The 519-nt window shown below is 69.7% G+C and carries 1 protein-coding gene and 1 pseudogene; one reads left to right on the top strand and one right to left on the bottom strand.

Annotated elements, in window-relative coordinates:
- Positions 1–51: 51 nt before the first annotated feature.
- Positions 52–192 (top strand): annotated as a pseudogene (locus DBV35_RS31415) (FmdB family zinc ribbon protein); the annotation flags it as partial.
- Between the two features lie 14 nt (positions 193–206).
- Here the strand turns inward: DBV35_RS31415 and DBV35_RS31245 are convergent.
- Positions 207–416: a hypothetical protein gene (locus DBV35_RS31245; RefSeq protein ID WP_245944148.1), complete on the bottom strand. Its 210-nt coding sequence runs from the start codon at positions 414–416 to the stop codon at positions 207–209.
- Between the last annotated feature and the right edge of the window lie 103 nt (positions 417–519).

Below are 519 nucleotides of genomic sequence, written 5' to 3'. Positions count from 1 at the left end.
CCGAGTGCCAGCCCGCGGGCGGGCACCGCCCCAGTTCGTCCGGAGGATGTTGTGCCGACCTACCAGTACGCATGCACCGCGTGTGACCACCGCTTCGAGGCGGTGCAGTCGTTCTCCGACGACGCCCTCAGCACCTGCCCGAACTGCGGTGGGAAGCTGCGCAAGGTGTTCTCCTCGGTGGGCATCGTGTTCAAGGGCAGCGGCTTCTACCGCACCGACTCCCGCTCGGGCTCGGTGAGCAGCGGGTCCGGGTCCTCGTCGGAGTCGGCGAAGTCCGACAGCTCCTCGTCGAGCTCGTCGTCCTCGGACTCCTCGTCCTCGTCCTCGTCCTCCTCGGACTCCTCGTCGTCGAGCTCCTCGTCGAGCTCGGCCGGCACGTCGTCCTCGAAGGCCGCCGCTTCCTGATCCGTCCACAACCGGCCGGGTTGTCCACAGGCCGGTGGATCGGCCCGTCACCGGCCGTGTCCCGCCCTAGCGTCGGAACGACGACGGCGGAGGGGCGGCCATGGCGGAGCAGAC

The sequence above is a fragment of the Acuticoccus kandeliae genome (assembly GCF_003073115.1).
The sequence above is the reverse complement of the archived record's forward strand: the minus strand, read 5'-3'. Positions and strand labels throughout refer to the sequence as shown.